General features: G+C 64.0%; 24 protein-coding genes. 14 read left to right on the top strand and 10 right to left on the bottom strand.

What is annotated here, in order from left to right; translation table 11 throughout:
- Positions 1-158 precede the first annotated feature (158 nt).
- The 8 genes from IGX34_RS17710 (at position 159) to IGX34_RS17675 (ending at position 8,320) form a co-directional block, all read left to right on the top strand.
- Positions 159-872, top strand: coding sequence for a FadR/GntR family transcriptional regulator (locus tag IGX34_RS17710; RefSeq protein WP_192557063.1), 714 nt, complete (start codon positions 159-161; stop codon positions 870-872).
- The gene (locus IGX34_RS17705) at positions 869-1,822 is read left to right on the top strand and encodes a 2-dehydro-3-deoxygalactonokinase (RefSeq protein WP_192557062.1); all 954 of its coding nucleotides are present in this window, start codon (positions 869-871) and stop codon (positions 1,820-1,822) included. Before IGX34_RS17710 ends, IGX34_RS17705 begins: the two co-directional genes overlap by 4 nt.
- The gene (locus IGX34_RS17700; RefSeq protein ID WP_192557061.1) at positions 1,819-2,460 is read left to right on the top strand and encodes a 2-dehydro-3-deoxy-6-phosphogalactonate aldolase; all 642 of its coding nucleotides are present in this window, start codon (positions 1,819-1,821) and stop codon (positions 2,458-2,460) included. The genes IGX34_RS17705 and IGX34_RS17700 overlap by 4 nt, the downstream gene beginning before the upstream one ends.
- On the top strand, positions 2,457-3,605 hold the full coding sequence (dgoD, locus tag IGX34_RS17695) for a galactonate dehydratase (RefSeq protein ID WP_192557060.1): 1,149 nt from the start codon (positions 2,457-2,459) through the stop codon (positions 3,603-3,605). The genes IGX34_RS17700 and dgoD overlap by 4 nt, the downstream gene beginning before the upstream one ends.
- Before the next feature lie 23 nt (positions 3,606-3,628).
- Positions 3,629-4,393, top strand: coding sequence for an SDR family NAD(P)-dependent oxidoreductase (locus tag IGX34_RS17690; RefSeq protein ID WP_192557059.1), 765 nt, complete (start codon positions 3,629-3,631; stop codon positions 4,391-4,393).
- A complete protein-coding gene (locus IGX34_RS17685; RefSeq protein ID WP_192557058.1) occupies positions 4,390-5,280 on the top strand; it encodes an SMP-30/gluconolactonase/LRE family protein in 891 nt (296 codons plus the stop codon). Before IGX34_RS17690 ends, IGX34_RS17685 begins: the two co-directional genes overlap by 4 nt.
- Positions 5,281-5,356: 76 nt before the next feature.
- A complete protein-coding gene (locus tag IGX34_RS17680) occupies positions 5,357-6,745 on the top strand; it encodes a sugar porter family MFS transporter (protein WP_192557057.1) in 1,389 nt (462 codons plus the stop codon).
- Positions 6,746-6,934: 189 nt separating this feature from the next.
- Positions 6,935-8,320 (top strand): APC family permease, encoded by a 1,386-nt coding sequence (locus IGX34_RS17675; protein WP_192557056.1) that lies wholly within the window; start codon positions 6,935-6,937, stop codon positions 8,318-8,320.
- Between the two features lie 8 nt (positions 8,321-8,328).
- Here IGX34_RS17675 and IGX34_RS17670 read toward each other — a convergent pair whose 3' ends face one another.
- Positions 8,329-8,631: an addiction module antidote protein gene (locus IGX34_RS17670; protein ID WP_192557055.1), complete on the bottom strand. Its 303-nt coding sequence runs from the start codon at positions 8,629-8,631 to the stop codon at positions 8,329-8,331.
- Positions 8,632-8,979: 348 nt separating this feature from the next.
- Positions 8,980-10,011 carry an extracellular catalytic domain type 2 short-chain-length polyhydroxyalkanoate depolymerase gene (locus IGX34_RS17665; RefSeq protein WP_192557054.1) on the bottom strand — a complete coding sequence of 344 codons (1,032 nt, stop codon included), beginning with the start codon at positions 10,009-10,011 and terminating at the stop codon, positions 8,980-8,982.
- A 269-nt stretch (positions 10,012-10,280) separates the two neighbouring features.
- Here IGX34_RS17665 and IGX34_RS17660 point away from each other — a divergent pair, with 269 nt between their 5' ends.
- The gene (locus tag IGX34_RS17660; RefSeq protein ID WP_192557053.1) at positions 10,281-10,814 is read left to right on the top strand and encodes a hypothetical protein; all 534 of its coding nucleotides are present in this window, start codon (positions 10,281-10,283) and stop codon (positions 10,812-10,814) included.
- A 74-nt stretch (positions 10,815-10,888) separates the two neighbouring features.
- Positions 10,889-11,254, top strand: coding sequence for a cupin domain-containing protein (locus IGX34_RS17655; protein WP_192557052.1), 366 nt, complete (start codon positions 10,889-10,891; stop codon positions 11,252-11,254).
- Between the two features lie 7 nt (positions 11,255-11,261).
- Here IGX34_RS17655 and IGX34_RS17650 read toward each other — a convergent pair whose 3' ends face one another.
- The 3 genes from IGX34_RS17650 to ahpC all read right to left on the bottom strand — a co-directional run bounded on the left by IGX34_RS17650 (position 11,262) and on the right by ahpC (position 15,997).
- On the bottom strand, positions 11,262-13,565 hold the full coding sequence (locus tag IGX34_RS17650) for an FdhF/YdeP family oxidoreductase (protein WP_192557051.1): 2,304 nt from the start codon (positions 13,563-13,565) through the stop codon (positions 11,262-11,264).
- A gap of 134 nt (positions 13,566-13,699) precedes the next feature.
- On the bottom strand, positions 13,700-15,283 hold the full coding sequence (gene ahpF, locus IGX34_RS17645) for an alkyl hydroperoxide reductase subunit F (RefSeq protein WP_192557050.1): 1,584 nt from the start codon (positions 15,281-15,283) through the stop codon (positions 13,700-13,702).
- A 150-nt stretch (positions 15,284-15,433) separates the two neighbouring features.
- Entirely contained in the window at positions 15,434-15,997 is a 564-nt protein-coding gene (gene ahpC / locus IGX34_RS17640) for an alkyl hydroperoxide reductase subunit C (RefSeq protein WP_192557049.1), read from the bottom strand.
- Between the two features lie 253 nt (positions 15,998-16,250).
- On the opposite strand from ahpC, the gene IGX34_RS17635 reads away from it, so the two are divergent.
- Complete coding sequence (locus IGX34_RS17635; RefSeq protein ID WP_192557048.1) at positions 16,251-16,607, top strand: hypothetical protein; 357 nt, start codon at positions 16,251-16,253, stop codon at positions 16,605-16,607.
- Positions 16,608-16,641: 34 nt separating this feature from the next.
- On the opposite strand, the gene IGX34_RS17630 is transcribed toward IGX34_RS17635, so the two are convergent.
- The 3 genes from IGX34_RS17630 to IGX34_RS17620 all read right to left on the bottom strand — a co-directional run bounded on the left by IGX34_RS17630 (position 16,642) and on the right by IGX34_RS17620 (position 21,232).
- Positions 16,642-17,733 carry an aromatic ring-hydroxylating oxygenase subunit alpha gene (locus IGX34_RS17630; RefSeq protein WP_192557047.1) on the bottom strand — a complete coding sequence of 364 codons (1,092 nt, stop codon included), beginning with the start codon at positions 17,731-17,733 and terminating at the stop codon, positions 16,642-16,644.
- Between the two features lie 76 nt (positions 17,734-17,809).
- Positions 17,810-20,014: a sensor domain-containing diguanylate cyclase gene (locus tag IGX34_RS17625; RefSeq protein ID WP_192557046.1), complete on the bottom strand. Its 2,205-nt coding sequence runs from the start codon at positions 20,012-20,014 to the stop codon at positions 17,810-17,812.
- A gap of 159 nt (positions 20,015-20,173) precedes the next feature.
- Positions 20,174-21,232: an MBL fold metallo-hydrolase gene (locus IGX34_RS17620; protein ID WP_192557045.1), complete on the bottom strand. Its 1,059-nt coding sequence runs from the start codon at positions 21,230-21,232 to the stop codon at positions 20,174-20,176.
- Positions 21,233-21,330: 98 nt separating this feature from the next.
- Here IGX34_RS17620 and IGX34_RS17615 point away from each other — a divergent pair, with 98 nt between their 5' ends.
- Together IGX34_RS17615 and IGX34_RS17610 are read left to right on the top strand one after the other, a co-directional pair.
- On the top strand, positions 21,331-21,948 hold the full coding sequence (locus IGX34_RS17615) for a TetR/AcrR family transcriptional regulator (RefSeq protein ID WP_192557044.1): 618 nt from the start codon (positions 21,331-21,333) through the stop codon (positions 21,946-21,948).
- Positions 21,949-21,995: 47 nt separating this feature from the next.
- Positions 21,996-22,187, top strand: coding sequence for a DUF1737 domain-containing protein (locus IGX34_RS17610; RefSeq protein WP_192557043.1), 192 nt, complete (start codon positions 21,996-21,998; stop codon positions 22,185-22,187).
- 65 nt (positions 22,188-22,252) lie between these two features.
- Here IGX34_RS17610 and IGX34_RS17605 read toward each other — a convergent pair whose 3' ends face one another.
- Together IGX34_RS17605 and IGX34_RS17600 are read right to left on the bottom strand one after the other, a co-directional pair.
- Entirely contained in the window at positions 22,253-22,636 is a 384-nt protein-coding gene (locus IGX34_RS17605; protein WP_192557042.1) for a hypothetical protein, read from the bottom strand.
- 102 nt (positions 22,637-22,738) lie between these two features.
- Positions 22,739-23,482: a dienelactone hydrolase family protein gene (locus IGX34_RS17600; protein WP_192557041.1), complete on the bottom strand. Its 744-nt coding sequence runs from the start codon at positions 23,480-23,482 to the stop codon at positions 22,739-22,741.
- Between the two features lie 321 nt (positions 23,483-23,803).
- Between IGX34_RS17600 and IGX34_RS17595 the strand changes: the two genes are divergently transcribed.
- A complete protein-coding gene (locus IGX34_RS17595; protein WP_425598807.1) occupies positions 23,804-26,455 on the top strand; it encodes a beta-mannosidase in 2,652 nt (883 codons plus the stop codon).
- The last annotated feature ends 30 nt before the right edge of the window (positions 26,456-26,485 follow it).

Here is a 26,485-nt window from a genome sequence, read left to right as displayed (position 1 = left end):
TTCCGTCGCGCGGAGGCTCACGCCATGGCGCGGAAACGGAAGAGAGCAAGCCATGGCATCACGATCAGCCAGCCCCATGCCCATGCTGTCGGCCACGCAGGCCCGGCACGGGTCCGGTCGCGCCTGATGCGCGACCTCACTGCCCGGCAGACCCGCCCATGAGAGCCGCCAGCGCCCGCAATCTGCATGGCCACGTCACCCAGGAGCTGGGCGTGCGCATCGTCAGCGGCGCGCTGCGCCCGGGCGAATCGCTGCCGCGCGAAGAAGTGCTGGCCGAGCAGATGGCGGTCAGCCGCACCGCCCTGCGCGAAGCGATGCGTGTGCTGTCGGCCAAGGGCCTGATCGAGGCGCGGCCCAAAGTCGGTACGCGGGTACGCGAAGAACGCTACTGGCAGCAGCTGGATGCGGATGTGCTGGCCTGGCGTTGCGCCTCCATGCCCACCGCCGATTTCGTACAAAAATTGGTCGAGATGCGTGAGATCTTCGAACCTGCGGCGGCCGCGCTGGCGGCACGCCGCAGCAATGCCGAGCAGTTCGAACGCATCGAAGCGGCGTACCAGGCGATGGAAGCCTCCCGCAATACCGATGAATGGGCCGAGGCCGATCTGGAGTTTCACGAAGCCGTGCTGATCGCTACCAATAATGAATTGATGATTTCGTTGTTTTCCGTGGTGGAAACCGCACTCGCTTCCTACTTCGTGCTGTCGGCGCGCAAGAGCAGCGACTTCAAGTACTCGCTGCCCTATCACCGCAAGGTCTACGAAGCGATCCGCAAGCGTCAGCCCGACGTGGCGCGCCGCGCCATGCTGCAGATGATCCTCGACTCGCGCGCCCACATCACCGGTAAGCGCCGCAGCGGGAAGCAAGCATGAGCCAGCAGATGGCATTGATCGGACTGGACTGGGGCACCAGCAGCCTGCGTGCCTATCTGTATGGCGCGGACGGCGCGGTGCTGGCTGCGCGCCAGCATGCATGGGGTATCCGGCAGCTGCCGGAAGGCGGCTTTCCCGCCGCGCTGCGCGCCATTACCGCCGGCTGGCCGCCGTGCACGGTCGTGGCCGCCGGCATGGTCGGCAGCCGCCAGGGCTGGTGCGAGGTGCCGTATGTGAACGTGCCGGCAGATGCCAGGGCGATCGCGCGCGGCATGCTGCGCGTAGGCGCCTGCCACAGCCACGATCTGTGGATTGCGCCGGGCCTGCGGCGCATTGCGCCGGCCGATGTGATGCGCGGCGAGGAAACCCAGATCATCGGCGCACTGACGCGCGGCTCGCAGGAGCTGGCCAGCGCGCATTTCGTGCTGCCCGGCACGCACAGCAAATGGGCCACCGTCAACGAAGGCTGCATCGTCGCGTTCGATACGGTGATGACCGGCGAACTCTATGCGCTGCTGTTGAAGCATTCGATTCTCGGCATCGGCACCGCCAGCGATACTGTCCATGCGTTTTCGCAAGCCGCGTTCGTGCGCGGCTTGCGTGCCGTGCAGGACAGCGGCTCCTCCGGCGTGTTCGGCTGCCTGTTCGCCACTCGCGCGCTGATGCTGGCCGGCGAGCTGGCCGCGGACGACGTGCCCGACTACTTGTCGGGGCTGCTGATCGGCGAGGAATTCCGCCTGGCCGCACTGCGCGGCGCCAATGCGCATCCGCTGTGCCTGATCGGCGAGCCGGCGCTATGCGAGCGCTATCTGGTCGCCGCCGCCGAGTTCGGCCACGCCAGCCCCACGATTGTCGAGGATGCCGCAGCCGAAGGCCTGTGGCAGCTCGCAGCCATGGCCGGCCTGCTGGAACAGGCACGCCTTCATTCGTATTCCGGAGCAGACGCATGATCCGCACGTGGCTTAATCCCATCCCGCTGGTTGCGATCCTGCGCGGCATCCGCCCGGACGAGGCGCTGGCCGTGGGCCACGCGCTCGCCGCGGCGGAATTTCGCGTGATCGAAGTACCGATGAATTCGCCCGAACCGCTGGAAAGCATTCGCCTGCTGTCCTCGGCACTGGGCGAGCAGTGCCTGATCGGTGCCGGCACCGTGCTAGATGTGCAGCAGGTAACGCAGATCGGCGCCGCGGGCGGCCGCGTGATCGTGATGCCGCATGCCGATACCAACGTGATCGCCGCCGCCAAGCGTGCCGGTATGTATTGCGTGCCGGGCGTGGCCACGCCGACCGAAGCATTTGCCGCGATCCGCGCCGGCGCCGATGCGATCAAGCTGTTTCCGGCCGAACAGCTCGGCCCCAGCGTGCTGAAGGCATGGCGCGCGGTGCTGCCGCGCGATCTGCCGATGCTGCCGGTGGGCGGCATCACGCCCGAAACGATGGCGCCCTTTATCGCCGCCGGCGCCGATGGTTTCGGGCTGGGTTCGGCACTCTATGTTCCCGGTCGCGATGCGGACGATATCGGCCACCGCGCCCGTGCCTTTGCACATGCCTGGAAGGCAGGCACCGCTTCTCAAGGAAATGCCGCATGAAGATCACCCGTCTCACTACATTCCTGGTTCCGCCGCGCTGGCTGTTCGTGCGCATCGACACCGACGAAGGCATCAGCGGCTGGGGCGAGCCCGTCGTGGAAGGCCGCGCGCATACCGTCGCCGCGGCCGTCGACGAGTTGTCCGATTACCTCGTGGGCAAGGATCCGCGCCATATCGAAGATCACTGGAGCGTGATGTATCGCGGCGGCTTCTATCGCGGCGGCCCGGTGCTGATGAGCGCCATCGCGGGCATCGACCAGGCGCTGTGGGACATCAAGGGCAAGCATCTGGGCGTGCCGGTATACAGCCTGCTGGGCGGCCCGGTGCGCGAGCGCATCCGCGTGTATTCGTGGATCGGCGGCGATCGCCCGGCCGATACCGCCAAGGCGGCCAAGGATGCGGTGGCGCGCGGCTTCACCGCGGTGAAGATGAATGCCACCGAGGAAATGCATTTCGTCGATTCGCACGACAAGGTCACGCGCGTGCTTGAGAACGTGCAGGCGGTGCGCGATGCGGTCGGGCCGGATATCGGCCTGGGCCTGGATTTCCACGGCCGCGTGCACAAGCCGATGGCCAAGGTGCTGATGCACGAGCTGACCCCGTTCAAGCTGATGTTTATCGAGGAGCCGGTGCTGTCCGATCATCTGGAAGCGATCCCCGAGCTGGCCTCGATCTCGCCGGCGCCGATCGCGCTGGGCGAGCGGCTGTATTCGCGCTACGACTTCAAGCGCGTGTTCCAGATCGGCGGCGTGGACATCATCCAGCCCGATCCCTCGCATGCCGGCGGCATCACCGAAACGCACAAGATCGCCACCATGGCCGAGGCCTACGACGTGGCGCTGGCGCTGCATTGCCCGCTCGGTCCGATCGCACTGGCGGCCAACCTGCAGCTGGATGCGATCTGCCACAACGCCTTTATCCAGGAGCAGAGCCTGGGCATTCACTACAACGCCGCCAACGATCTGCTCGACTATGTCACCGACCGCAGCGTATTCGCCTACGAGAACGGCTATGTTTCCATGCCGGGCGGCCCCGGCCTGGGCGTGGAAGTGAACGAGGCCTACGTGACCGAGCGTGCCGCCGTGGGTCATCGCTGGCGCAATCCGGTCTGGCGTCATCACGACGGCAGCGTGGCCGAGTGGTAAGCACAGCGCACATGGAATCGCACATGTCTTCGTTCGCCACGTATCCCAGCCTTACCGACCGCAGCGTGCTGATCAGCGGCGGCGCCACCGGCATCGGCGCCGCCTTTGTCGCGCAGTTCGCGCGGCAGGGGGCGCGGGTCGCTTTCCTCGATATCGATCAAACGCATGGCGCCGCCTTGCGTGACTCGTTGTCGGACGCACGCCATGCACCACTGTTCCTGCCTTGCGACGTTACCAACGTGGCGGCGCTGCAGCAGGCGATTGCCGATGCCACCGCTGAAATCGGCAAGATCAGCGTGCTGATCAACAACGCCGCCAACGACCGCCGCCACCGGCTGGACGACACCACGCCGGAAGCATTCGAGCAGAGCATCGGCGTGAACCTGCGCCACCAGTATTTCGCCATCCAGGCCGTGGTGCCGGGCATGCGCGAACTCGGCGGCGGCTCAGTGATCTGCCTGGGCTCCACCGGCTGGATGATCAAGAACGCCGGCTACCCGATGTACGCCATGGCCAAGTCCGCCGTGCACGGCCTGGTCAATGGCCTGGCGCGCGAACTGGGCAAGGACCGCATCCGCATCAATGCGCTGGTGCCCGGCTGGGTGATTACCGAAAAGCAGCGCGAGCTGTGGCTGGACGAAGCCGGCAAGCAGGAAATCGCGCGCAAGCAGTGCATGCCCGGCTACCTGGATGCCGACGATCTTGCCCGCGCCGCACTGTTCCTGGGTGCCGACGACAGCCGCATGTGCACCGGCCAGAGCTTTATCGTCGACGGCGGCTGGGCATGAGCCTGCGCGCCGAACTGGTGCTGGACGCACGCAATACGCTGGGCGAAGGCGTGACCTGGTGCGGGCGCAGCCAATCGTTGTACTGGACCGATATCCACGCCTCGGTGCTGTGGCGCTTTCGTCCGGCCGACGGCAGCACGCGGCGCTGGCCGATGCCGCAGCGGCTGGCCTCGTTCGCCTTGTGCGAAGACCCGGACCGGCTGCTATTGGGCCTGGAAAGCGGCCTGGCCTTTTTCCATCTGCAAAGCGGCGAGCTGCTGCATATCGGCGAGGTGGAAGCGGGCTTGCCCACGCGCCTCAACGACGGCGCCTGCGATCGCGAGGGCCGTTTCGTCTTCGGCACGCTGCATGAGCCGGCCCATGGCGAGGCACGCTACGCCGCCGGCAGTTTCTACCGCCTGCACAGCGATCTGCGGCTGGAGCAGTTGCCGCTGGGCCATGTCGCGATCAGCAACAGCATCGCCTTCAGCCCCGACGGCAGCACCATGTATTACTGCGACTCGATGAGCCGCCTGGTCCATCGCTGCAGCTATGGCGATGCAGTGGCCGATGTCCGCATGCATATCGACCTGACCGGGCAGCAGGGCGAGCCGGACGGCTCGGCGGTGGACAGCGCGGGCGGTCTGTGGAACGCGGAATGGGGTGCGGGCCGGGTGGTGCGCTACCTGCCTGACGGCACGCCGGACCTGGTCATCGACATACCTGCCCAGCAACCTACGCGCGTCGCCTTCGGCGGCGAGCGACTCAGTACGCTCTACATCACCAGCGCGCGCGACGGCTTGTCCGCCGAGGCACTGGAGAATGATCCACAGGCAGGCGGCGTGTTCGCCGTGGAGGTGCCGTTCACCGGCCTGCCCGAACCGCTTTTTACCGGCCGGCCCATGTAGGCCGGCTTTTTTCAACGTCGCGAACAGGAAGATGCACGCCAAGGCATCCACGCGACGCACGACCGGGGAGTCATCCATGAATGCTGTTGCTGCACCCGTAGCTACTCATCCGAAAGCCACCGCGATCTTCACCTGCGTACTGGCGGCATTGGCCGGCCTGATGTTCGGGCTGGATATCGGCGTGATTTCCGGCGCCACCCAGTTCATCCAGCAGGCTTTCAAGATTTCCGACCACATGATCGAGTGGATCGTGAGCGGCATGATGTTCGGCGCCGCAGTGGGTGCGGTACTGGCCGGCTGGATGTCCGCGGCACTCGGCCGCAAGCGTTCGCTGATCCTTGGCGCGGTGCTGTTCGTGGTGGGCTCGCTGCTGTGCGGCTTTGCCTGGTCGCCGTATACGCTGATCGCGGCACGTGTGGTGCTGGGCCTGGCAATCGGCATTTCCACCTTCACCGCGCCGCTGTACCTGGCCGAAGTGGCGCCGGAATATATCCGCGGCGCAATGGTGTCGCTGTACCAGTTGATGATCACCATCGGCATCCTGGTGGCGTTTCTTTCCGATACCGCCTTCAGCTACAGCGGCGACTGGCGCTGGATGCTCGGCATCATTGCCATTCCCGGTGCGCTGTTTCTGTTCGGCGTGTTCTTCCTGCCGGACAGTCCGCGCTGGCTGCTGATGCGCCAGCGCGATGACGAAGCGCTGCAGGTGCTGCAGCGCCTGCGCGGCAATCCGGAGGAAGTGCAGCGCGAAGCCAACGATATCCGCGAACAGCTGCGCACCCCGCAGCGCGGCTGGCACTTGTTCCTGGAGAACAGCAATTTCCGCCGCTCGGTCGGCCTGGGCGTGCTGCTGCAGCTGATGCAGCAGTTCACCGGCATGAACGTGGTGATGTACTACGCGCCGCGCATCTTCCAGGACATGGGCTACGACACCAAGTCGCAGATGTGGTTTACCGCCATCGTCGGCCTGACCAATGTGCTGGCCACCTTTATCGCCATCGGCCTGATCGATCGCTGGGGCCGCAAGCCGATCCTGTACACCGGTTTTGCGGTGATGACGGTCGGCCTGGGCATCGTCGGCAGCATGATGCACATCGGCATCAACACGCACGGCCAGCAGTTGTTTACGGTGGCGATGCTGCTGACCTTCATCGTCGGCTTCGCGATGTCGGCCGGCCCGCTGATCTGGACCCTGTGCGCGGAGGTGCAGCCGCTGAAGGGACGCGACTTCGGCATCGGCTGCTCCACCTTCACCAACTGGATCGCCAACATGATCGTCGGCGCCACCTTCCTCTCCCTGCTCAACGGCATCGGCCACACCGCCACCTTCTGGCTGTACGCGGCGTTCAACCTGGTGTTTATCGGCTTCACCTTCTGGCTGGTGCCGGAAACCAAGGGTGCGACGCTGGAGCAGATCGAGCGGAACCTGATGGCGGGCAAGCGTTTGCGCGATATCGGCAGCTGAGAGCGATAGCCGCCAGTAACTCCCTCCCCTGCTTGGCAGGGGAGGGTCGGGGTGGGGTTGTCCGAGCTTGCCGCTCAAATACAACGTACCGCGAGGTTGCGTGACCCCACCCCAGCCCTACCCCTCCTGCGCAGGAGAGGGAGCGCGCTTGCGCTAAAGTCGGTGCCGACCAGCCAACGGGGAGCACCGATGTCGGCAAGCGCAGAAAGCCAGCCCGCGTTGCGCCGCGTGCTCGGCAGCTGGGACCTGGTGCTGTTCAATATCGCCGCCATCGTGGCGTTGCGCTGGCTGTCGATGGCGGCGCAGATCGGTCCATCCAGCCTGGTGCTATGGCTGCTGGGCCTGCTCGGCTTCTTCCTGCCGCTGGCGCTGGCCGTGCTCGCACTGAGTGCGCGCGTGCCGGGCGAAGGCGGCCTGTATCTGTGGTCGAAAACCGCCTTCGGCGAAATGCACGGCTTTATTGCCGGCTGGACCTATTGGATTTCCAACCTTACCTACCTGCCCTCGATGCTGTTGTTCAGCGCCGGCATTTTCCTCTACGTGGGCGGCGCGCAATGGCAGGCGCACAGCAGCGATAGTCACTACAACCTGTTGTACGGGCTGGCCGTGCTGTGGCTCACCACGCTGCTGGGCGTGTTCGGCCTGCAACGCGCAAAGTGGCTGCAGAATCTCGGCGGCGGCGCCACCTGGACCGCCGGCGGCCTGATCCTGCTGGCCGGTGCGCTGGCCGCCTGGCGGTTCGGTCCCGCCACGCATTTCAGTGCCGGCAGCCTGATGCCCGATTTCGGCAAGCTCGCCACCCTGTCCGCTTTCGCCACCATCGCGCTCGCCTTTCAGGGCTTGGAGCTGGGGCCGGTGATGGGCGGCGAGATCCGCGATCCGGCGCGGCAGATTCCGCGCGCCACGTTGATCTCCTGCGTGGTGATCGCCGCCATCTATATCGCCGGCACCGCCGCACTGCTGGTCGCACTGCCCGCTTCGACCATCGATCTGATCGGCGGCATCCCGCAGGCGCTGGCGGCCATCGGCGCGCGCATCGGCTTGCCGGCCTTCGGCCCGCTCACCGCGGTACTGGTCACGCTCGGCTCGGTCGGCACCATCACCGCCTGGGTCGGCGGCATGGCGCGCGTACCCTTCGTGGTCGGCGTGGACCGCTATCTGCCACCCGCGCTGGGACGATTGCATGCCACCCGCGGCACGCCGCATATCGCGCTGCTTACGCAAGGCGTGCTGACCTCGCTGATGCTGTTGGCCGCCGTCTCCGGTGCCACCATCCACGAGGCCTACGTCATCCTGATCGACATGACCGTGATCATGTCGCTGCTGCCGCTGTGCTACATCCTGCTGGCGTTTCCGGTGCTGCGCATGCGCGCCGAAGGTTCCTTGCGGCGCAAGCTGGCTTGCTGGGTCATCGGATTATTGGGCCTGGGCGTGACCTTGCTTGCCATCGTCACGTCGATGATTCCGCCGGCCGACGATCCGCATCCCGCCCTGTTCCTGCTCAAGGTGGTCGGCGGGTCGGCGCTGCTGATCGGGGTCGGGTTGATGTTTTATCGGCACGCGCATCACCGATAAAACCAAACTCAATGCGGCAGCGGCACCAGCCTCAACTGATAGCCCAATGCGTTGGCCACCTTCATCGCCGTTGCCAGCGTCGGATTTCCGTCCATGCACAACGCCTTGTAGAGGCCTTCGCGAGTCAGGCCCGTATCGCGCGCGATCTGGCTCATGTTGCGGGCCCGCGCCACATGGCCCAGTGCAGTTGCCATCAGGGCCGGATCGTTTTCCTCGAAGCACACGTCCAGATAGGCGGTGATGTCTTCTTCGCTCTTGAGGTAATCGGCCGTGTCGTAACGGGTGAATGTTTCTTTCTTTCGGATTGCCATCGTCAATGTTCCCAGCCTTCGGCCACATGGATTGCGTTGGCAATGTCCTGCTGTTGCATGTGCTTATTTCCCCCGCAAGCAAGATAACCAGCAGCGAGCCACGCATCGTGTAATAGACCTGATAGCCGGGTCCGTAATCGATCTTCATCTCCCGGATGCCATGGCTCAGGTTGCGATGCTGGCCGCATTCCCCAGAGCCAGGCGATCGATACGCACCTGGACGCGCGCCTTGGCCTGCCGAGCGTCAAGTCCCAACAGCCAACGGTCGAACGTCCTGCTCTTGACTATCTCGATGATCGAAGCTGTGAACCATAGTTCACATCATGTCAACTATGGTTCACACCAGGATCAGAGCTGTACTGAGCCCCCAGCCAGCCGATTCACCTCCGCCATGATCGCCACCATCTGCGGTGCGGACTTCAACGCATAGTTGCCGTTGGTATAACCCCACCAGTCCCAGCATCCATACGGGTTGTACGGCACTTCCGCATCGATCGTCTGCGGATACAGCACGATGATGTTGTTGCTGTCGGCCCATTCGTTGATGCCGGCATTCTGCACGAACGCAGTGCCGACGGTTTCCTGGTTCTGCGAGCAGCCGTGCAGGGCCACTACGAGTCGGCATGCCGTGCCTTGTGCGCAGCTTTGCGGCACGAACACCCAGGCGGTGCTGTCCATCGAGATCGCTGCGCAATTGCTGCTGGGGCAGAACGCGTTCTGGTTGAACTGGATCAGGCTGCCACCGAGCTGGCCGTTGTTGCGCGCATTGAGCTTGCCGTAGAACAGGGTAAGAAAAGTCTGCTCAGGATCGATGCCGCAGTTATTCATGTACGGCAGCGCCAGATAAGAACACGCGGTCAGCGCATCGGGCGTCACCCAGGAGTGTTCGGCCGGCGTCGTGTTGTTGTAGGTGATATGGCTGGCCGTGGTGAAGCTCTGGTAGTACTGATCGAGGTCATCCATGGTGGCCTGGTAATCCACCGTATCCAGCGTGCCGCTGAACATGTAGATCGGCTTGTTGGCCAGATTGCTGACCGGATCGATGCGTCCGGCGCTGGCCTGCTGTTTGGTATAGCTCACCAGCGACGCTACCGGCACGTCGTAGCCGGTGGCGCAGGCGGTGCCCCAGAACGCTTCGTCGTCCTGCGCGCAGTAATACGCACCGCCCGCCATGACGGCGGTGCCGAAGACCGCCTTCGAATACGCCACCTGCAACTGGGTGGCCATGTAGCCGCCGGATGAAATGCCGGCCACGGTCAGGGAATTGGCCGTGATGGTGTAGGAACCGAGCGCCGATTGCGCCTGCGCCGACGGCGACAGGAACATCAGCAGACCGAGCAGCAAGGCGCTGCCCGCAGACCTGACGCATTGCCAAAGCATCGCAGTGTCCTCCAGGGTTGAGTACGCAAGGAAGCTCAAGGGCGGCAAAAATCTCCGCCAGGCGCGGCAATGCGCAGCGAACCGCCGTCGAGCCGAACGCAGCACCGGCTTTAAATCGAACGCGGATACCCCATATCCCGGCCTGCCATGCCTAGTAGCTACCCAAGCCGTCGCCAAGTGAATTGGACCAAGGGGCAATGCCCGCCACGGCCCTCAGCGGCGTGTGCGGTATGCCGGGCATACAACTGAATCCACAGGGGCTCCACGCCATGCATCATCTTTCTCAATTCTCCTCGGCGCGCGCATTGAAGCGCGGGCTGCCTGTCGCGCTGCTTGCCGGCGCCTTGCTTGCGGCCTCCGGTGTTCATGCGGCCGATCCGGCCAAGGCGGCGCTGATCCACAAGGTGGAAATCGATTCGATGAAGAACACCGTCTTCACGCCCGATTCGCCGCTGCTGGATTCCATGCTGGGCCCGGCCAAGGCCGCCAATCCGGACGCATCGCCGCAGACCTGGACGGCAGTGCGTGCCGATACCGCCTCGGCCATTACGGCCACGCTGTTCGGTCCGGGCAGCCCGGTCGACGCGGCGATGGAGCAATCGCTCGATCAGCTGTCCACGCCGGAACTGCAACATCTGGATGCGCTGCTTACCGATCCGGTGCTGATGAAGTTCCAGCACACCATGGCCAGCCCCGACACGCAGCGGGCGCTGCTGCAAGGCATGGCCGCCAGCACGCTGAAAATGCAGGCGGCGATGAACGCGGTGCTGCAGCGTCACAGCCTGAAGCTGCCGCCCCAGTAAGGTGCCACTTCCTGCACGGGACGCTGCCTGCGCACCGTGCTAGAACGATAAGGCCGTACTCGCCGGAGAAACCCATGCTCGCCGCACAAAACTTGCTCGCCGCGTTCGCACGCGTGAGCGACTACTGGTCGCCGAAAGTGATCGGCCAGGTCAACGACCAGCTGCTGAAGGCAGCCAAGATCAAGGGCCAGCTGGTGTGGCATGCGCACGACCACGAGGACGAGCTGTTCCACATCGTCAAAGGCAGCATGCGCATCGAGTTCGAGGACGGCGTGGTGGAACTGCGCGAAGGCGATTTCCTCACCATTCCCAAGGGCGTGCGCCACAATCCCGTCGCCGATGACGAATGCTGGATCCTGTTGATCGAACCGGCGTCGACCAAGCACACCGGCGATGAAGTGACGCCGCTGACGCGCAGTATCGAGGAGCAGTACTCCTGAGCCGCGGCTAGGCCGCGGCCTTTTTCAGCGTCACCGGCACCGATTTGTAGGACGGCGTACCCGACTGTTCGTCGTGGCTGTCCAGGCTCACCAGCCGGTTGCCTTCCGGGTAGTACATCGCCACCGTGCCCTGCGCGATCGGATATTCCACCGCGGTGAAACTGCGCACTGCGCGCACCTGCCCATCGCTGCCGACTGCGGTAGGACCGACCACTTCGATATCGATGCGGTCGCCGTGGCGCAGCCCCGCTGCCGCCAGATCCGCCGCATGGATGAACACCACGTCGCGCCGGCCACTGATGCCGCGATAGCGGTCGTTGAGGCTGTAGATGGTGGTGTTGTACTGATCGTGCGAACGGATGGTGGTGAGGGTGAGGTATTCGGTGTCGAGCAGCGGATCTTCATCCAGGCCCTTGCCGACCAGGAACTGCGCCTTACCGCTGGGGGTAAGCCACTTGCGTTCGGAAGCGCCGACAAACAGGCGAAAACCGCCCGGCTCGCGCACGCGCTCGTTGTAGTTGGCGAAGGCCGGATACACCACTTCGATCTTGTCGCGGATGCGGTCGTAGTTGGCCACCAGCCCATCCCAGTCCACCCGCGTCTGCGGCAGCGTGGCCTTGGCCAGCTGGGCGACGATCCACGGTTCCGAACGCAGATGTTCGGAAGCCGGCTCCAGTGTGCCTTCCGAGGCATGCACCATCGACATCGAATCTTCCACTGTCACCGATTGCGGCCCTTCGGCCTGCAAGTCCAGTTCGGTGCGGCCCAGGCACGGCAGGATAAACGACTGTTTGGCCAGGATCAGGTGCGAGCGATTGAGCTTGGTCGCCACATGCACGGCCAAGTCCAGCTTGCGCATGGCGGCAAAAGTGGCTTCCGGATCGGACATCGCCACGGCCAGATTGCCGCCCAGGCAGATCAGCGCTTTCGACTCGCCATCGCGAATCGCGCGGATCGCTGCCACCGCATCGTGGCCGTGCTTCTTGGGGAAGGTGAAGCCGAAGGCTTTCTCCACCCCATCCACCAGCTTGTCGTCCGGCTTTTCGGTGATGCCAACGGTGCGGTTGCCCTGCACATTGGAATGCCCGCGCAAAGGGCAGATGCCGGCGCCGGGACGGCCCATGTTTCCGCGCAGCAGCAGCAGGTTGGCGATCTGATGCACGTTCTGCGTGCCATGTGCATGCTGAGTGATGCCCATGCCGTAGCAGACGATCACGCGCTCGGCCTTGGCATAGATCTCGGCCAGGTGAATGATTTCCTCGCGCGTCAAACCCGACTTGGCGGTAATCGCATCCCAGCTGGTGGACTGAATATCCGCGATCAGCGCATCGATGCCGAGCGTGTGCTCGGCAATGAACGCGCGATCGAGCAGACCCTTGCCGCCATGCGACAGATCGCTGGCATCCAGCTCCAGCAGCCACTTCATCATGCCCTTGAGCATGGCCGTGTCGCCGCCGCATTTGATCTTGTAATAGGTGGAAGCCAGCTCGGTGGCGCGATTGGCCACCATTTCCAGCGGATCCTGCGGCGAGGTGAAACGCTCCAGCCCACGCTCGGGCAAAGGATTGATCGCCACGATCGGCACGCCGCGCTTGGCCACTTCGCGCAAGGTGGCCAGCATGCGCGGATGGTTGGTGCCGGGGTTGTGACCGATGCAGAACAGCGCGTCGCAGTGATCGAAATCGTCCAGCGTCACGGTGCCCTTGCCTACCCCGATCGATTGCGGCAGGCCCACGCTGGTGGCTTCGTGGCACATGTTCGAGCAATCGGGAAAATTGTTCGAACCGAATTCGCGCACGAAGATCTGATACAGGAATGCCGCTTCGTTGGAGGCACGGCCGGAGGTGTAGAACTCGGCCGCATCCGCCATCGGCAATGCATTGAGCGCGGCACCTATGCGGCGTATCGCTTCGTCCCATGCGATCGCCACATAGGTATCGGTGGCCGGATCGTAGACCATCGGATGGGTAAGCCGGCCCAGACCTTCCAGGGCATAGTCGCTCATGTTCCACAGCGAGGACACGGTATTGGCCGCAAAGAATTCTGGCCGCACGCGCTTGGCGGTGGCTTCCCACGACACCGCCTTGGCGCCGTTCTCGCAGAACTCGAAGGAACTGGTGTGTTGCGGATCGGGCCACGCGCAACCGGGACAATCGAAGCCGTGCGGCTGATTCACGCGACGCAGCGCAAGCGTTTCGCGGCCGATCGCCATCTGCCCGCTCAGCGCCTTGGCCACCGCGCGCAACGCACCCCAGCCGCCGGCAGGTCCTTCGTAGGTGCTGACACCTGAAATATCGGGTTTATCGCTCATCGCCGGCGCTCCTGCTACATCAAGACGAACAGGCTACAACTTCGCCGTTTCCGCAACCACCGCAACGCGGTGCAAAAACAAAAAAACCTCCCCTGCCGAAGCAGGAGAGGTACCCATGCAGGGGTTGGCTTTCTTTATGCAGAGACAGCTTCTTTTTGTTCTACCGGCAGGCGGATCAGGTAATCGAAAGCGCTCAGCGAAGCCTTGGCGCCTTCGCCCATGGCGATCACGATCTGCTTGAACGGCGTGGTGGTGACGTCGCCGGCGGCAAACACGCCGGGCACCGAGGTTTCACCGCGCGCGTCCACTTCAATCTCGCCGCGCGGCGACAGCTTCAGCGTGCCCTTCAGCCATTCGGTATTGGGCAGCAGGCCGATCTGCACGAACACGCCTTCCAGTTCCACGCGATGGCTGTCGCCGCTGTGACGGTCGGTGTAAGCCAGGCCGGTTACCTTCTGGCCGTCGCCGAGCACGTGGGTGGTCTGCGCGCTGACGATCACGTCGACGTTGGCGAGGCTGCGCAGCTTGCGCTGCAGCACTTCATCCGCACGCAGCTTGCTGTCGAATTCGAACAGCGTGACATGCTCGACCAGGCCGGCCAGATCGATCGCTGCTTCCACGCCGGAATTGCCGCCGCCGATCACCGCCACGCGCTTGCCCTTGAACAGCGGGCCATCGCAATGCGGGCAATAGGTAACACCCTTGTTGCGGTATTCCTGCTCGCCCGGCACGTTCATGTTGCGCCAGCGTGCACCGGTGGCCAGCACCAACGTTTTTGTCTTGAGCGAGGCGCCGTTGGCCAGCTTCACTTCGATCAGGCCACCCGGCTCGGCCGGCGGAATCAGTTGCTCGGCGCGCTGCAGGTTCATCACGTCCACGTCGTACTCGTGCACGTGCTGCTCCAGCGCCGTGGCCAGCTTGGGGCCTTCGGTGTACGGCACCGAGATGAAGTTTTCGATCGCCATGGTATCCAGCACCTGGCCGCCGAAGCGCTCGGCCGCCACACCGGTGCGGATGCCCTTGCGCGCAGCATAGATCGCCGCCGCCGCACCGGCCGGACCGCCGCCCACCACCAGCACCTGGAACGGCGCCTTATGCTTGAGCTTTTCGGCGGCGCGATCGGCGGCGCCGCTGTCCAGGCGCGCGGCGATCTGCTCGATCGTCATGCGGCCCTGGTCGAACGACTCGCCATTGAGGAACACCGTGGGCACCGCCATCACCTGGCGCAGCTCCACTTCGGCCTGGAACAGCGCGCCGTCGATCGCCACATGCTTGATGTTGGGATTGAGCACGCTCATCAGGTTCAGCGCCTGCACCGTGTCCGGGCAGCTGTGGCATGACAGCGACATGAAGGTCTCGAACACGTATTCGCCTTCGAGATGGCGCACCTGCTCGATCACTTCGTCCGACACTTTCGGCGGATGGCCGCCGACCTGCAGCAGCGCCAGCACCAGCGAAGTGAATTCGTGGCCCATCGGAATGCCGGCAAAGCGCACGCCGACATCGGTGCCGACGCGGTTGATCGCAAACGACGGCTTGCGTGCATCGTGGCCGTGCAGGTTCAGCGTGATGCGGTCGGACAGCGCGTGGATATCTTCCAGCAACGCGCGCAGTTCCTGCGCAGCTGCGCTGTCGTCCAGAGAGGCCACCAGTTCGATCGGATGGACCACCTTCTCCAGGTAGGCCTTGAGCTGGGTTTTCAGGTCGTTATCCAACATGGGGGATGGCTCCTTCGGATCTTCGGGGTGAGCGCCGCCGCATCCGCACACGGCGAATGGGCGACAACTCGGGGATAAGGTGGGCCTGCCGGAGAGACGACAGGCCCGTGCGGTTCGGGAGGGGAATGAACCGCAAAGCGCAACAAGCGTTTAGATCTTGCCGACCAGTTCCAGCGACGGCTTCAGGGTGGAAGCGCCTTCCTTCCACTTGGCCGGGCACACTTCGCCCGGGTGGGCGGCCACGTACTGCGCAGCCTTGACCTTGCGCAGCAGTTCGCTGGCATCACGGCCGATGCCGTTGTCATGGATTTCGCACAGCTTGATCTGGCCTTCCGGATTGATCACGAAGGTGCCGCGCAGGGCCAAGCCTTCTTCTTCGATCATCACATCGAAGTTGCGGGTGATGGCGCCCGTCGGATCGCCGACCAGCGGGTACTGCACCTTCTTGATCGCATCAGAGGTGTCGTGCCAGGCCTTGTGCGAGAAATGCGTATCGGTCGACACGCCGTAGATCTCCACGCCCAGCTTCTGGAATTCGGCGTAATGATCGGCCAGGTCTTCCAGCTCGGTCGGGCAGACGAAAGTGAAATCAGCCGGATAGAACACCACCACCGACCACTTGCCCTTCAGGCTGGCGTCGGTGACTTCGATGAACTTGCCGTCCTTGTAAGCGGTGGCCTTGAACGGTTTGATTTCGGAGTTGATCAGCGACATCTATATCTTCCGCGTGGTTGTGGATGAGCCACTAAAGATAGATGCCTTGACAGGAAAGAGCCAATTGATTGTTGGGATAGGTTTGATTTACCACGCCTATCACTAGGTGCTTTCCGAAATCCTTTGCCAGGCAGGGACTTAGTCAGTATCAGGCCAGACCGATATCGCGAACCATTGCGGCCGAGGGCAGGAGTAAGCCCGTGCATAAAATGATTATTTTCGCAGCACTGGTTGCTACCAGCGCCAACCTCGCATGGGCAGGCACTCCAGACGAGAAAGTGGTCAAAAGCTGCCTGCAAGCGAATACAAAGGTGCAGAGGTCGGCTACGCAAAAGGTAAGTCGGGCCGGGCACTAATCTATTCGGGCAAGCTCTATCGCTTGTCCAAAGCCGTCCCTGTTGGCGACAACCACGGCATCGAACCGAGCGTGTTCACTCCTTCCCTGGCGGAATGGAGTATCGCCAGGGAAGGGCAACAGCACTATTTCTGCGTGAGTTTCAACTTTGACGGGCTGGGGCAGAGCAGCAGCTTTCAAGGTGTCCGTGGCGGCTATCTTCTGAATTTGCAGACCAGGGTGCTCTACTTTGCGGTACGCCGCATACGCGAATAGCCTTCCATTTTTTACCGACTCAACACCGTGCAAATCACGAATGCTCGGCGATGGACCCGCGATAAACCCGCCGCACGATTTCATGGAAATGATGCACGGCATTTTCCCGCAGCGGATTGAGCCGCCCGGCCTCGTAGGAGCCTGAGGCCAGGCCGCGCTGCACGTCCTCGCAGATGGTGACGTCTTCGTCCTGCACTTCGTCGCTGAATTCGATGTCCTTGGCCCGTCGCGCCTGCGCCTCCTCGCTGGTGTCCGGCGCGTAGTAGAAATCGAATTCCACCTGGCAGCGGTCGACGCCCAGCGGCAGCACGCGGTTGGTCTGCAGGCGGCCGGGCAGGATGTTGAGCATCGCGTTCGGGTAGAGGAAGTAGTACAGCGCCTCGCCGCTGCCATAGAGATCCGAAGCGCTTTCCAGCGGGCTGAACTGGTAGGAATACCATTGGGCGGTTTCGGTGATGTAGCTGCGGTAGTCGAGCAGGCTGTTCAGGCCGGGATGGATGTGCGGTACGTGGTAGCCCTCCAGGTAGTTGTCCACGTAGACCTTCCAGTTGCAGGCCACTTCGTAGCTGACACGGCGATGGAATTCATAGCCATGCAATGCGCGGTCCGGGCCCAGCCGGGCGTCGATGCCGGCGACAAAATCGTCGAACGGCGGCGCGTCGGCGATGGCCACGAACACCAGGCCATGCCATACCTGCACACGTACCTCGGGCAACCGGATATCGGCGGGATTGAAGTCTGGCGTACGGCCCATTTCCGGCGCTCCGCGCAGCACCCCGTCCAGGCCATAGGTCCAGCCGTGATAGCGGCAGCGCAGGGACTGCGCGCCGCGCCCGTCGCAGCTGGCGATCGGCCCGGCGCGATGGCGGCAGACATTGTGGAAGGCGCGAATGCTGTCCGCATCGCTGCGCACGACCAGCAGCGGCAAGCCGGCGATCTCGGTCACCACGTGATCGCCTACCTCGGCCAGTTGCGCCTGATGGCAGACCAGCTGCCAGCTGCGCGCAAAGATCGCCTTGGCGTCCAGCACCGCCATGCGCGGGTCGGTATAGAAGCGGGCCGGCAAGGTCAGCGCGTGGTCGAGCGCCTGCGGGGCCAGCGATTCGGCGGATAGCAGCTCGGACATGGCACGGATCTCGCGGCGAAGAAGCCCGAGTATTCCGCGAACGCGCGGCCCTGGGTAGGGCCGGCGCGGCTGGGCCTCAAAGGCCGCTCTGGCCCGGCTTGTAGATGGCCTCCGCGGCCGACTCGCTGCTATGCAGGTTGCGGATCAGCAGCCGGTACGTATCCCGGCCCGCTTCCTTGGCCGCGTACAGCGCCTCGTCCGCCAGCTTCATCAGCACGTCTACGGATACTGTGCCGTGGCACATCGCGGCGCCGATGCTCATGCGCACTTCGACGGTGCCCGTACCCACCGCAACTGCCATATGCAAGCGCTCCCACAAGGAGTGCAGGAAGGCCTGCGCGTTGTCTTCGGTGCCGATATCCGAACACAGCACCACGAACTCATCGCCGCCGATGCGCGCCACCATTTCGCCTTCGCGCACCAGCCGCTGCAGGCACTGGCCCACTTCGGCCAGCACCATGTCGCCGGTGGCGTGGCCGTGCGAATCGTTGATCGACTTGAAGTTGTCGATGTCCACCAGTGCGAGCAGCACCGGCATGTTGAACTGCGCGGCCTGGCGCAGCACCAGCGATACCCGCTCGTGGAAGTAGCGGCGGTTGGCCAGGCCGGTCAGCGAATCCTGGTGCGCCAGGCGCAGCAGTTCACGCTCGACGTTCTTGATGTGAGTGATTTCGGTGGTCAGCGCGTACAGCCCGCGCACGCGCCCGTCGGCACCACGGTCGGGCACGTAATGCGCCTGGAATTGCAGCAGATGCCCACGATAGTTGGCCTCGTATTCGAACATCACCGATTCGCCCGCATAGGCACGCCGCAGGTAGCTCTTGAGCTGTTCGTACAGGCGATTGCCGCGCACTTCCTTGATGGTCTTGCCGACCATCGCCTCCGGCGATTCGCCCGATACCTGTTCGACGAAGCGGTTGACGTAGGTGTAGTGCTCGCTCATGTCGATGCGCGCGATGACTGCGGGCACGTTATCGGCAATCGTCTGCAGCTGCGCCTGGCTTTCCATCAGCGCCTGTTCCGCCAGTACCCGCGCGGTGACATCGCGGCCGGTGTAGATGATCTCCATGCTGCCGTCGTCGTCGGGGCTGGCGACCAGGCGCGCAAACGCCTCGATCCACAAATAATGTCCACGCTTGTGCTGCAGGCGATAGGTGGCCGTAACCGCACCGCCTTGCGCGCGCAGTTCGGTGACCACCTGGGTGATACGTTGGCGATCGTCCGGATGGATCAGGTCCGGACGTGGGTGCATGAAATCGTCCACCTCCCAGCCGAGCAGCTCCTTCACCGAGGGCGAAACGTATTGACGATCGCCGTTGGGGCGGATGCGCATCACCAGGTCGCCGCTGTTGTCGGCCAGCATGCGGTAGCGCAGTTCGCTCTCGCGTACGCGCGCCTGCAGCCGATCCTGCTCGGCCAGCGCCAGCACCACCGGCAGTGCCACCAGGCAGGACGCACCGATGAATACCTGCGCCATCACCACCCGCATCGCTGCCGTCGTGCCGGCCACCAGGTTGAACGGGCCGATGTTGAGCATGGTCGTGGCGGTGGTGATCAGGGCGATGATCGCCAGGCCGATCACCATGCCGGCGAAGCGATGGCGGAATACCAGCAGCAGCAGCGGCGGATAGACCAGGAACAGCAAGGGCACGCGCGATACCGAAAACACCACGCAGGCGATCACCGCCATCAGCAGCAGGTCGCGGATCAGCCGCCAGGGCGTGCCGCCCGGTTCGGAGCGGCGCCAGTCCTTGGTCACCACCACCAGCGAAGTGCTGCCGGCGATCACCATGCCCAGGAAATGCGAACGGAACAGCGTGTTGAAGCTGGTGAAAAATTCGCGCGCAGGCCAGAAGTGCTGCATCGCTGCGATCGCCAGCGCACACAGGCCGCAACCGATGAACGCGCTGATCAAGCCGACCCGGGCCAGTGCCAGAAAGCGTGTCTGCGGGCCGATGACCGGAAAGCGGCGCCGGATCGCCACGCTGACCAGCAGCGCCTCGCCCGCATGGCATAGCCCCAGCGCCAGCGTGGTAAGCAAAGGATCGCCCAGGATCTGCTTGGCGGTGACGAAGCCCAGAAATCCCGCCATCAGCAGCGGCCACGTTTCCGCCAGCGGCCGGCGCACCAGCAGGCCAAGCATGATGCCGTTGGCCAGCCACAGCGAGGTGGGGCTATGAGTGGCCCGCGCCAGCGCGATCGAATACAGCGACACGCCACCGGCCAGCGCGAACAGGCCAATGCAATGCCACAGCATGTCCGGATAGCGCCGGAAGACCATACGAGATCCCTGAACCCCTGACGTTGCGATCGCGGAACCCGCAGGTTCCCCCGCCTCAGCAAAGCAAGACCCCTGCCAAGCCTCAGTGGCTCGGCAGCTTGGGCGTCCAGGTTATTGATAGCGCAGGGCCGGAACCGGCGCCATGCCGGTTCCCTACGCCTATTTCAGCGACAGCGCGCTTTCCCAGCTGGCCTGCCGCAATGCGTCCGCTTTACGCCACCAGCGCTCGCCCGCCTGCGGCGCGGCAAGATTCAGGCGCTCGCCCATGCGCGGCGTGGCCAGCGGGATGTCATGCAGGGCCGCCAGGCTGAGCACTCGTTCGAACGGCTCCTGCCAGGCATGCATGGCCAGATCGAAGGTGCCGTTGTGGATCGGCATCAGCCAGCGGCCGCCCAGGTCCAGATGCGCCTGCACGGTCTGCTCCGGCTGCATGTGCACATATGGCCACTGCGCGTCGTAGGCGCCGGTTTCCAGCAAGGTGATGTCGAACGGTCCCAGCCGTTCGCCGATGGTCTTGAAGCCATCGAAGTAGCCGGTGTCGCCGCTGAAGAACACGCGCAGCTTGTCGTCGGCAATCACCCAGGAGGCCCACAGCGTACGGTTGCCGTCGAACGGCGTGCGGCCGGAAAAGTGCTGGGCCGGCGTGGCGGTAAAGCGCATGCCGTCGACCTCGGTGTGCTGCCACCAGTCGAGCTGGCGCACCTTGGCCGCATCCACGCCCCATTCGATCAGGCGGTCGCCGACGCCCAACGGGGTCAGGAATACATCCGTAATGCCGGACAGATGCGCAATGGCATGGCGGTCGAGATGGTCGTAATGATCGTGCGACAGGATTACGCCGCGGATCGGCGGCAAGTCGCGCAACGCCATCGGCGGCTGGTGGAAGCGCTTGGGCCCCATCCACTGGAACGGCGAGGCGCGTTCCGAAAACACCGGATCGGTCAGCCAGTAGGCGCCGCGCAGCTTGAGCAGCATGGTGGAGTGGCCCAGCCGGAACAAGCTGCGATCGGGCGCCGCATCCAGCTGCGCGCGAGTCAGCGCCTGCACGGGGATCGGTGCAGACGGAATGGTGTCGGCGGGCTTGTGCAGCAACAGGTTCCAGATCAGGCGCAACGTCTTGCCCAGGCCCTGGGACGGGCGCGGGGCCGGGTTATGGAAGCGGTCGCCGCGGCGCTGCGGGGAAGCCTGGTATTTGTCGGTCTGGGCAGGGGCGGACATGGCGGTCTCCGGGGCTCGGGCCAGGGTGGTCCGATAAGTGCACTACACAGTGTAGTTTCTTTTCGAAAAAGTAAACCCTTCGGTGTAAAATGGTCGCCATGTCCGATTTTCCAAGCCCCACCCGCCTGACCGACCGCAAGCGCCAGGCGATCATTGCCGCCGCCATCGATGAATTCCGCGCCAGTGGCTACGAAGCCACCAGCATGGATCGCATCGCCGCACGCGCCGGCGCCTCCAAGCGCACGGTCTACAACCATTTCCCCAGCAAGGAAGTGCTGTTCGCCGAAATCCTGCATCAGCTGTGGGAAACCATCGCCGGCAACGAAGAACTCGCCTACCGCGCCGATCGCCCGCTGCGCGACCAGTTGCTGGACCTGATTGCGCAGAAATTCCGCCTGCTCAATGACGAGGCCTTCGTCTCGCTGGCCCGGGTGGCGCTCGCCGCTGGCATCCATTCGCCCGAACGTGCACGCGACATGGTGGCGCGCATGAGTGAGCGCGAAGAAGGTCTTACCGTGTGGATCCGCGCGGCGGCGGCTGCCGGCCGTTTGAAGCTGCAGGATCCGGTGTTTGCCTCGCACCAGCTGCAGGGCCTGATCAAGGGCTTCGCGTTCTGGCCGCAGATCACGCTCGACCAGCCGCCGCTGGACGCCGCCATGCAGAAGCAGGTGGCCGAGTCGGCGGTGGACATGTTTCTGGCGCACTACGCTGCGTAAGCTGCGCGCTCATCATTTAGCGCTTCACTCCCGATCAGGATATGTCCATGTCGAAGCTTCCCCCGGATGGCCTGCCCCGCTATCGCCTGCTCACCGGCAAGGACGACGCCAGTTTCTGCCACCGCGTTTCCGAAGCGCTGGCGCTGGGTTATCAGCTCTACGGTTCGCCGGCGGCGACCTTCAACGGTGAGCACGTGGTAGTGGCGCAGGCGATGCTCTGGCCAGACACGCTGCGCTGATCGCCAGTACAAATGAAAAGGCCTGCGCTTTTGCGCAGGCCTTGGCCGCATGGCGGTGAGGATGGTCAGTGCAGGATATTGCCACGCCCGTCGCGCCATTCATTGCCGCGGAAGTGATAGCCGGGGTGTTGTACCGCATGCTCGCCGCGTGCCGGCATCGGTCCGCGGTAGCCACTGCGCACGTCGTAGCGATTGTCGACATAGCCGCGGAAACGCGACGGTCCGCGGTACCAGGGACCGACGCCGATAAACACGCCGCCGGCGAACCATTCCGGTCCGTAATAACCGTAGGGCGCGCAGCTGTAGGGCGCGTAGTCGTAATAGCCGTACGGACAATCCGGCGGCGCTCCTACCGCCACGCCCACTTGCGCTTCGGGCTCCACCGGTACGCACGCCGCCAGCAGCAGCGCCGCGGCGATAGCCAGGCCAGCATTTGCGATGATCTTCATAGAACTCTCTGATCTGCTCAGGAAGGGAAGGCCATCGTCTGCCGGCCCGGCTGAAATACCGGTGACCGCGCCAGCTGCGATTTAGACGCGGTTAGGCTGGGCTCAAGCCAGGGTTTCGGCCAGCAGCTTGGTCAGTGCCTGCCAATGCCGCTCCGCACCCTGGGCGTTGAAGGCCGGGTGATCGGGCACCGCATAGCCATGCATCGAGCCGGCATAGAGCTCCACCTGATGCGGCACCTTGGCTTCGGTCAATGCGGCTTCGAGCTGCGTTTTCTGCTCGGCGGTGAAGTGCGAATCGTTGTCGGCGCCGCCTACATACACATGGCCGGTGATGCCTTGGAGGAAGCGGTGCGGGCTGTCCGGCTGATCGGTGACCAGGCCGCCGGCATGGAACGAGCCGATCGCGGCGAAACGGGTCGGATACGCCCCAGCCGCCGTCACGGCCAGCTTGCCGCCCATGCAATAGCCGGTCACACCGAACCGGTCGCCCTTCACTTCCGGACGCGCGGCGAGGAAGCCGATAAAGGCTTCGGCATCGGATACGGTGCGGTCGCGGTCGAGGCTGCCGACGAGCTTCATGATGAATTCCTTCTTGGCCGGATCGCCGAAGGCCGTGGCCGGATCCATCACCTCGATCGGTCCGTTGCGATAGAACACGTCCGGCAGCAGCACGGCATAACCATTATCGGCCAGACGCTGCGCCATCTCCTGCATGGCCGGACGGATGCCGACGGCGTCGATGTAGAAAATCACGCCGGGCCACGGACCCTCGCCCTTGGCCGGGGTGAACAGCGATGCCGGACAATTGCCGTCGCGGGTCTTGATGCTTGCGTCGATACGGGACATGAGGCCTGATCTCCAGGATGCGGGGTGAGGGATCTCCGCAAGATATATGAGGATACCCTCATATACAAGCCAGGCAGCCCGGATCAGCGTTCCGCCATGCTCGCCCCGGTCGCGGCGGTCGCGCAGCACACGCATCGCCATCCACCTTGATCGCGCGGCCCGCTATTGCAGTGCGGCATGCACGGGCCACGCTGCAACTGCTAGTGTCAGTGCGATATAGATCGATCTAAATCAGGTCGGTCCAACGGGGTGCGGCCACGTCCGTGGCGGCGCAATCTGCTTTCCATCCATTCCACACGGTTGAGCAGCATGCTTGAACGAATCAGGTTGACCGGTGCCCGCACCGCGCTACGTCCGCTGACCCTCGCCACCCTCCTGCTGCTCGGCATGGGTACGGCGCATGCGCAGACCGTCACCCAGCCGCTGGACAGCGGCTGGCGCTTCCGCCTGGCCGGCGACGACAGCCACGCCAAGGATCACCATGGCGCCACGGAATGGCACGACGCCAACGTGCCGGGCACCGTGCAGACCGACCTGCTTGCCGCCAAGCTGCTGCCCGATCCGTACTACCGCGACAACGAAGCCAAGGTGCAGTGGGTAGGCCTGAGCAACTGGCAATACGAAACCAGCTTCGATGTCGATGCCGCCACCCTGCAACGCGACCACGTCGAGCTGGTGTTCGACGGCCTGGATACGTTCGCCGACGTCTATCTCAACGGCCACAAGCTGAGCAGCGCCGACAACATGTTCCGCCGCTGGCGCATCCCGGTAAAACAGGATCTGCATGCCGGCAAGAACACGCTGGAAGTGCGCCTGTATTCGCCGATCGCGCGCCTGCTGCCGTGGCTGCTGAAACAACCGTATGCCCTGCCCGGCGAATTCGATTCGGCCTTCGGCGACGAACCCAAGGGCAAGCAGACTTCCAACTATGTGCGCAAGGCGGCCTACCAATATGGTTGGGACTGGGGCCCGCGCATCGTCACTGAAGGTATCTGGCAGCCGGTGCACCTGGACAGCTGGAATGCCATGCGCGTGGACGATTTCCACGTCAAGCAGAACTTCGTCAGCAGCGACGCCGCACAGGTAGCCGCGCAGTTCGAGATCAAGGCCGACAGCACTAAGACCGTGCATGTCAGCGTCGACGCCATCGGTCCCGATGGGCAGAGCGCAGCGCATACCGAACAGGATGTAACGGTCGACGCCGGCACCCAGACCATCAGCCTGCCATTGCGCATCGCGCATCCGCGGCGCTGGTTTCCGGCCGGCTACGGCGCGCAGGACATGTACACCTTCAAGGCCAGCCTCAGCGCCGATGGCAATGCGCTCTACAGCAGCGCGCACGACGTCGGCCTGCGCAGCGTCGAGCTGCGTCGCGACAAGGATGCCTGGGGCAAGGGCTTCGCCTTCGTCGTCAACGGCATCCCGGTGTTCGCCAAGGGCGCCGACATGATTCCGTTCGACAGCTTCCCCACCCGCGCCAGCGATGCGCAGATGCAGCAGGTGCTGCAGTCGGCGCGCGACGCCAATATGAACATGGTGCGCATCTGGGGTGGCGGCTATTACCTGCCCGATTCGTTCTACGCCATGGCCGACAAACTCGGTCTGATGGTGTGGCAAGACTTCATGTTCGGCGGCGCGGTTCCGCCCAACGATGCCGACTTCGTCGCCAACACGCGCCAGGAAGCGGTGGAGCAGGTGAAGCGCCTGCGCGATCACGCCAGCATCGTGCTCTGGTGCGGCAATAACGAAGTGGAGACGGGCTGGGAAGCCTGGTCCGATCGCCAGACCTTTGCCGCCGCGCTCAAGCCGGCCGAACGCGACGCCATCGTCACCGGCATGGTCAATCTGTTTGGCAACGTGCTGCGCAATGTGGTCACCGAGTACGATCCCAGCGTGCCGTACTGGGCCAGCACGCCCAGCACTGATTACGACGGCGCGGCCAACGTGCTTGACGACGGCGACTATCACTACTGGAACGTGTGGTCGGGCGAAGCCAAGCCGTTGGAGGAATACCTCAACGTCACTCCGCGCTTCCAGTCCGAATACGGGCTGCAATCCTTCCCCGATCTGCGCACCATCCACGCCTTTACCCAGCCGGGCGACCTGCGGCCTGAATCGCCGGTGATGCGCGATCACCAGAAATACGACAGCGGCAACGGCAACAAGCGCCTGCTGCTGTACATCACGCGCAGCTATGGCGAGCCGAAGGATTTCGCTTCGTTTGTCTATCTCAGCCAGGCGATGCAAGCACACGGCATCGAGCTGGCCGCCGAACACCTGCGTGCCTCGCGCCCGCAGGCGATGGGCTCGCTGTACTGGCAGCTCAACGACGTGTGGCTGGGGGCGTCCTGGGCCAGCGTCGACTACTACGGCCGCTGGAAAGCGCTGCAATTCCACGCACGCCGTTTCTATGCACCCCTGCTGATCGCCGCGCTGCGCAACAACGGCCAGACCACGGTGTCGCTGGTTTCCGACCGCACCACACCGGCCGAGCTGCACTGGCGCATGCGTGTGCTGGATTTCGCCAGCAAGACGCTGAGCACGCACGACGAAGCGGCAAGCGTACCGGCGCTGGCCAGCAGCAAGGTCGCCAGCTACAGCGATGCGCAGCTGCTCAACGGCGCCGATCCGCACGCGAGCTTCGCGGTGTTCGAACTGCTCGACGGCGACCAGGTCGTATCGCAGAACCTGGTGTTCTTCGACGAAGCCAAGAACCTGCAGCTGCCGTCGCCGCATGTGCAGGCGAAGCTGGACGCCAGCGGCGATGGCTACAGCCTGACGCTGAGCACAGACCAGCTGGCGCGCGATGTGTGGGTATCGTTCGGTACGCTGGATGCGGATCTGTCGGATAACGCTTTCGACCTGCTGCCGGGCCAGAGCATCACCTTGACCGTGCACAGCAAGGCCACGCTGCAGCAGTTGCAGCATGCGTTGCAGGTGCAAAACCTGGCCGAAGTGATAGCCAAGCAGTAAACCATCTCCCTCCCCTGCTCGGCAGGGGAG

Origin of the sequence: Dyella acidiphila (assembly GCF_014863405.1) — a bacterium.
GTDB lineage: Bacteria > Pseudomonadota > Gammaproteobacteria > Xanthomonadales > Rhodanobacteraceae > Dyella_B > Dyella_B acidiphila.
This window is presented reverse-complemented; position numbering and strand designations above follow the sequence as displayed.